This is a genomic window from Pectobacterium sp. F1-1 (assembly GCF_025643735.1).
GTDB lineage: Bacteria > Pseudomonadota > Gammaproteobacteria > Enterobacterales > Enterobacteriaceae > Pectobacterium > Pectobacterium colocasium.
Genome location: NZ_CP104733.1, coordinates 4809928 through 4816345 on the forward strand (window position 1 = coordinate 4809928; position 6418 = coordinate 4816345).

Here is a 6418-nt window from a genome sequence, read left to right on the forward strand (position 1 = left end):
ACATAATTAACGGCGGTAGCGTGTCATTCTTTTTTACCTGCTAAAGCGTGTAATATTTATTCTACCGTCTATAACCGGTAGGATAAGAGGATGAGGATCATCAACAGAAAGCAGCTATCTGAAAGATGTTCGTATCACGCAGAAGCTTTCACAAGGGAAAGTGACCAGTAAAGTGGGTATTCGCCAGGATACGATATCCAGCTTCGAGCAACATCCTGATTCCACCAAGTTAGAAATCTTCTTTAAAATCCTGTCGGCATTGAACTTAGAACTTACTGTTACGCTCCGAAATGTGGATATCGGCAATAACGAAGCCTCCGTTGCATCATCCTGGAAGGAAGAATGGTAATGGCTGCGCTCGATGTTTACATGAACGGCTATCGTGTGGGGATTCTGACTAAAACAGGGGGCAGTGGAGCACATCATTTTTCCTATGATGCGAACTGGCTCTGATTACCGGTGAGTTGCCCTATTTCACTCTCGATGCCCTTAGCATACTGCTCAATTCCGTATGACGATGAGTATTCCATCGTGTTGAAACTGAAAATTTATGAGGCTGTTCAAGGTGCTGAGGAAAACAAGCAGCAATAAGGCATGATTGGCTCTGTAACAGCTATGGGGCAAAAATGACAAATGCAATAAGGTCAATTGAATGACAGATAACATCCCACTAGCCCCTCAAGGCGAGTTTGTTCTTTTCACCAGTGCTGATGGGCAAACCCGCGTTGAGTGTCGCTTTGAGTCCGATACGTTGTGGCTTTCTCAGGCTATGATCGGTGAGTTATATGGAAAAGCGAAAGCGACCATTAGCGAACATATAAAAAATATTTTTGCTGAAGGTGAATTGGACGAAAATTCAGTTGTTCGGTTATACCGAACAACTGCGGCAGATGGGAAATTATACAATGTCCAATACTTTAGCCTGCCACTGGTATTAGCGGTTGGTTATCGCGTCCGTTCAAGCCGCGGCACTCAGTTCCGCCAGTGGGCAACGCAAACCTTACAAGAGTACCTGATCAAAGGATTCGTTATGGATGACGAACGCCTGAAAAATCCGCCCGTTGGTCATTCTGCTGTGCCTGATTACTTTGATGAAATGCTGGAGCGTATCCGCGATATCCGCGCCAGTGAGCGTCGCGTTTATCTGCGAGTCAAAGAAATCTTTACCATGGCTGCCGATTACGAGCCATCTAACCAAGAAACCAATCGCTTCTTTCAAACTATCCAGAACAAGCTACATTATGCCTGTACGCATATGACCGCGGCTGAGCTTATCGCCAGCCGTGTGGATGCCAGCAAACCGGATATGGGCCTGACCAGCTATAAAGGCGATGAAGTCCGCAAAACCGACGTCACTGTTGCCAAGAACTATCTGCGTGAAGACGAAATCAAAGAGCTCAACCGCATCGTCAATATGTGGCTCGATTTTGCTGAAGACCAAGCCTTACGTCGCAAGCAGGTGTTCTTACAAGACTGGACCGATAAACTTGACCAGTTTTTAAGTTTTAATGATCGGGACGTTTTAAATGGAGCAGGAAAAATCTCCAAAAAAGAGGCAGATGACAAAGCGAAACTGGAATTTGATCGCTTTGCAGAACAGCGCCGTCGTTTAAAAGAAGCCGAAGGCGCATGGGCCAATATTGCAGCACTCAAGGCCATTCTCAAAAAAGACAAATAGCCACTACATCAGCGCGAGTGTTCCAGGATATGGATGGCCAGAGCGTTTATCTTGAATAGCATTCTCATACTCGATCTTACCCATGTCACGTGGACACAAAAATCCCTGACTCTTGGTGAAAGCGAATAGACATCAATGGAAAAAAGATCTCGCATAACAATCAGCTATGCGAGATCAGCGGAAGTGAATGGACGCTTACGAACTCAGCGTCACTTCCCAATACAAAAACTCGAAAAGATACGGCCCAACAGGTCGTCAGAGGTGAATTCACCCGTGATTTCACTCAGGGCCTGCTGTGCCAGTCGCAGTTCTTCCGCCAGCAGTTCGCCTGCGTAGGCGCTGACCAGTTGCTCTTTCCCTTGAATCAGGTGCTGCGCTGCCAGTTCCAATGCTTGCAGGTGGCGACGTCGCGCCAGGAAACCGCCTTCGGTATTGCTGGTGAACCCCATGCTTTGCTTGAGGTGGTCACGCAGTGTGTCCACACCTTCACCCGTGCGAGCGGAAAGGCGAATAAGTGAGTGAGTGTTCACATCTTCGATGCCAAGAGTTTCCCCTGTGATGTCAGCTTTGTTGCGTACCACGGTAATTGGCAGTGTTTTCGGCAGGCGTGCCATAAATTCGGGCCAGATCTGCTCAGGTTCAGTCGCCTGCGTAGTGGTGCCGTCTACCATAAACAGCACGCGATCGGCCAGCTCGATTTCTTGCCAGGCACGCTCAATACCAATGCGTTCGACTTCGTCGCTGGCATCGCGTAGTCCGGCGGTGTCGATGATGTGTAGCGGCATGCCGTCGATGTGGATATGCTCACGCAATACGTCGCGCGTGGTTCCGGCAATATCCGTGACAATCGCTGCATCGCGACCTGCTAATGCATTGAGTAAGCTGGATTTACCGGCGTTAGGGCGACCTGCAATCACGACCTTCATTCCTTCACGCAACAGGCTACCTTGGTGGGCTTCGGCTCTGACGGCATCCAGATCGGCCATTACGCCATTGAGCTGTGCTTCAATTTTGCCATCGGAGAGAAAGTCGATCTCTTCATCCGGGAAGTCGATGGCAGCCTCGACGTAGATTCGTAGGTGAGTAAGTGCTTCCACTAACTGATTTATGCGGGTGGAAAATACGCCTTGCAGGGAGTTCAGCGCTGAGCGAGCGGCCTGTTCCGAGCTGGCGTCAATCAGATCGGCAATCGCTTCCGCCTGCGCGAGATCGAGTTTGTCGTTCAGGAAGGCGCGTTCAGAGAATTCGCCAGGGCGTGCGATGCGCACGTTGGGGAGCGCCAAAATGCGTTGCAGGAGCAAATCAAGAATAACCGGGCCGCCGTGTCCCTGAAGTTCCAGCACGTCTTCGCCGGTAAAGGAGTTCGGGCCGGGAAACCAGAGGGCGATGCCCTGGTCGAGCGTGGTGCCGTTGGTATCACGGAACGGCAGATAATCGGCGTGACGCGGCTTAGGAAGCTTGCCCAGAACGGCGCGCGCCACTTCGGCGGCAACCTGTCCTGAAACGCGCAAAATACCCACGCCTCCGCGTCCCGGTGGCGTGGCTTGGGCGACGATGGTGTCGGTATTGCTCATGATGTTCTCTCTGCGTTGATGCCTGTCTGGCAGGCTATTTTACGTATCGTTGGGTGATAAGACAGCTATTAAAAAAATAAGGCGGTCAATGACCGCCTTACGCTTTCTATCGGTTAGCCATCAACCGGATTATTTTTTCTCGCGGCTATGCAAGCCACGTTTTTCCAGACCGCGGTAAATTAATTGCTGCTGGAGAATGGTAACCAGGTTGCTGACGATGTAGTACATAACCAGACCTGATGGGAACCACAGGAAGAAGACCGTAAAGATAACCGGCATGTAGGTCATGATCTTCTGCTGCATTGGGTCGGTCACGGTGGTTGGCGACATCTTCTGGATGAAGAACATCGTCACGCCCATCAGGATCGGCAGAATGTAGTACGGGTCTTGTGCGGACAGGTCATGAATCCACAGGGCGAACGGTGCATGACGCAGTTCAACGGAGCCCATCAGCATGTAATACAGCGCCAGGAAGATTGGCATCTGAATCAGCAGTGGGAAACAACCACCCAGCGGGTTCACTTTCTCTGACTTGTACAGCGCCATCATTTCCTGACTCATGCGCTGTTTGTCATCACCAATACGCTCACGCATCGCCTGCAATTTAGGTTGCAGTAAGCGCATTTTCGCCATTGAGGTGTATTGCGCTTTCGTCAGCGGATACATGATACCGCGCACGATAAAGGTGATGGCAATGATGGAGAAGCCCCAGTTGCCGATAAAGCTATGCAGGAATTTCAGCAGCTTAAACAGCGGCTGAGAAATAAACCACAGCCAGCCGTAATCTACGGTCAGATCCAGATGCGGTGCGACAGCAGCCATCTTGTCCTGAATTTCCGGGCCGACCCACAGCGTTGCGTTCAGGTTCTGTTGGCTACCTGCGGCAACCACAACGGGAGCAGCCTTGAAGCCAATCGCAGCCTGACCGTTGCCCAGTTTACTGGTATAGAACGTGTTAGCGCCTGCCGTCGTTGGAATCCACGCGGTTGCGAAATACTGTTGCAACATCGCCACCCAACCACTGTTGGTGGTGATGTTCAGGTTCTCGTCCATGTCGCTGAAGCTGTACTTTTTGTACTTGTCTTCGCTGGAGGAAAACGCTGCGCCACGATACGTGTGCAGTGCAAAGTTGCTGCTGCCAGTATCGCGGTGCTTAGGCAGATCGATAGACTGCTTTAACTGACCGAACAGCGTAAGTTCCAGAGGCTGAGCGCTGGTGTTGTTGACGCTATAGTCAACGTTCAGTGCATAGCCGCCACGTTTCAGAACAAACGTTTTGGTGTAAACCACGCCGTCAGCCGCGGTGTAGGTCAGCGGAATACGCAGTTCTTCCTGACCCTCGGCCAGTTCGAAGCTATCTTGCGTGGTGGTAAACAGCGGACGTGGGCCGTTAGCTGGGTTGTCCGGGCCGTTTTTGCCCGTTAAACCGCTCTGAGCCTGATAGACAAACTCTGGGGTGGTTTCCAGCAAGTGGAAAGGTTTATCTGAACCCAGTGTGTCCGGGTAAGCCAGCAGGTGCGCTTGCTCGACATCGCCGCCACGCGTATTGATTGTCAGCGACAGTACGTCGGTTTTCACCGTGATCAGCTTGCCTTGACCGCTGGCTGGTACGCCCTGGTTGTTAGCATCACCGGTCACTGCGTTCGTCGCCTGCTGTATGGCCTGCGTGGTGGTTGGCGGATTTTTATCCGTTTCCCAAGCCTGCCAAAGCATAAAGGTTACGAATAGCAGAGCGATGAGAAGAAGATTGCGTTGCGAATCCATCGTTAATGTTCTCTGTTATTGTCGGTTTTTGGCGGTACGGGATCATCACCACCAGGGTTCAAAGGATGGCATTTTAATACGCGTTTAAGCGTCAACCAACAGCCTTTTATCATGCCGAACCTGCGTATTGCTTCAATCCCGTATTGCGAGCACGTTGGCCGAAACCGGCAATGTGGTCCGAGTAACGGGCTGATAACGAGTTGATAACCGCGTATCAACCCGATCAGGAGTCGGGAGCCAAACGACGGTGCCGACGCCATAGTTTTTCCAATGCTTCCGTCAGAGTGCGGTTATCCAGCTCAGACACCCCTTTTTTCACGAGCACCACAAAGTCCATTGCAGGCAATGAATGTTGATGCAGGCGAAAGCTTTCGCGCGTCAGGCGTTTAATCCGATTGCGTTCATGAGCACGTTTGACATGCTTTTTGGCGACGGTAAGACCGATGCGGGGATGCCCCAGCGAGTTCAGGCGGCCGAGGATGGTAATTTGCGGCGTGCCAGCCCGTTGCGGTTGCTGGAAGACGAAAGTGAAATGACTGGGAGTTAACAAACGTAACTCCCTGGGAAATGCGAGCTTAACCACTCGGTGGGTTAGCTTTTATTACTTAGAAACAGACAGACGAGCACGGCCTTTCGCACGACGGCGGGCCAGAACTTGACGACCATTCTTGGTGGCCATACGAGCACGGAAACCATGGCTACGGTTACGCTTCAGTACGGACGGTTGGAAAGTGCGTTTCATGGCGATTTCTACCTAAACTTGGAAAATTATAACTTCACAGTAAACGCGTTTGGCTGTTCGGCGTGAAAATGACCGACGCCTCAATCGCATATCACAGTCTATATAACGGAAAGAGGCAGGATTGTAATAATTGTACAGTCCTGAGTCAATTAACATCACACTTCACACGCCAGCCATTCCGACTATTTTTGGAATTTCTGTCTGTCAGAGCACAGAAAAGGCGTAGACGCGCGGGCAGGGAATTATACGGACTCTGTTGCAAAGCGCAAGGATCCTCCTACGATCTGTCGAGCAAGATCATGATCGATATCACCGTAACGATCGTGTCTCCGAAGGTATGCTTAAATGCGTTTCATCAGGCGGGGATAAAATGCCGACTCGCCGTCCATTTGGCGTATCGCGGGGAGCCGCGATAAGAATAGCCTGTGGATAAAAAGGATCGAAACTGTGCAGAAGGGGAAGATCTCTTTGGCGGATTAGGTTATGATCCGCGGTCCCGTCAGCGATCCTTTTAATGGATCGTCGGGATAAATCGCCGCGCTATGTGGTGTGTCTGCTATCTGAATTGTGAATGAAGCAAGTGTGGATAACGCAGACGCCAAAAATCATGAGTTACATAAATAACGTCTTATTCTTTTCTTTTTGATCGTTCTTGTTCGA

At 50.7% G+C, this 6418-nt stretch carries 8 protein-coding genes; 3 read left to right on the top strand and 5 right to left on the bottom strand.

Going from position 1 to position 6418, the window contains the following annotated elements:
* Nucleotides 1-118 precede the first annotated feature (118 nt).
* The 3 genes from NAL19_RS21610 to NAL19_RS21615 all read left to right on the top strand — a co-directional run bounded on the left by NAL19_RS21610 (nt 119) and on the right by NAL19_RS21615 (nt 1678).
* The gene (locus NAL19_RS21610) at nt 119-349 is read left to right on the top strand and encodes a helix-turn-helix domain-containing protein (protein ID WP_225088247.1); all 231 of its coding nucleotides are present in this window, start codon (nt 119-121) and stop codon (nt 347-349) included.
* A complete protein-coding gene (locus tag NAL19_RS21915; RefSeq protein WP_347880949.1) occupies nt 349-453 on the top strand; it encodes a HipA N-terminal domain-containing protein in 105 nt (34 codons plus the stop codon). The genes NAL19_RS21610 and NAL19_RS21915 overlap by 1 nt, the downstream gene beginning before the upstream one ends.
* 199 nt (nt 454-652) lie before the next feature.
* Complete coding sequence (locus tag NAL19_RS21615) at nt 653-1678, top strand: virulence RhuM family protein (RefSeq protein WP_263058413.1); 1026 nt, start codon at nt 653-655, stop codon at nt 1676-1678.
* Between the two features lie 209 nt (nt 1679-1887).
* On the opposite strand, the gene mnmE is transcribed toward NAL19_RS21615, so the two are convergent.
* From mnmE to rpmH, 5 genes are all read right to left on the bottom strand, one after another.
* The gene (gene mnmE / locus NAL19_RS21620) at nt 1888-3252 is read right to left on the bottom strand and encodes a tRNA uridine-5-carboxymethylaminomethyl(34) synthesis GTPase MnmE (protein WP_263058414.1); all 1365 of its coding nucleotides are present in this window, start codon (nt 3250-3252) and stop codon (nt 1888-1890) included.
* Between the two features lie 129 nt (nt 3253-3381).
* Nucleotides 3382-5016 carry a membrane protein insertase YidC gene (gene yidC, locus NAL19_RS21625; protein ID WP_263058415.1) on the bottom strand — a complete coding sequence of 545 codons (1635 nt, stop codon included), beginning with the start codon at nt 5014-5016 and terminating at the stop codon, nt 3382-3384.
* A 2-nt stretch (nt 5017-5018) separates the two neighbouring features.
* Nucleotides 5019-5276, bottom strand: coding sequence for a membrane protein insertion efficiency factor YidD (yidD, locus tag NAL19_RS21630; protein ID WP_071821043.1), 258 nt, complete (start codon nt 5274-5276; stop codon nt 5019-5021).
* Nucleotides 5240-5599 (bottom strand): ribonuclease P protein component, encoded by a 360-nt coding sequence (rnpA, locus tag NAL19_RS21635; protein ID WP_071821045.1) that lies wholly within the window; start codon nt 5597-5599, stop codon nt 5240-5242. Before rnpA ends, yidD begins: the two co-directional genes overlap by 37 nt.
* 18 nt (nt 5600-5617) lie before the next feature.
* The gene (rpmH, locus tag NAL19_RS21640; RefSeq protein WP_015842368.1) at nt 5618-5758 is read right to left on the bottom strand and encodes a 50S ribosomal protein L34; all 141 of its coding nucleotides are present in this window, start codon (nt 5756-5758) and stop codon (nt 5618-5620) included.
* Nucleotides 5759-6418: the final 660 nt, after the last annotated feature.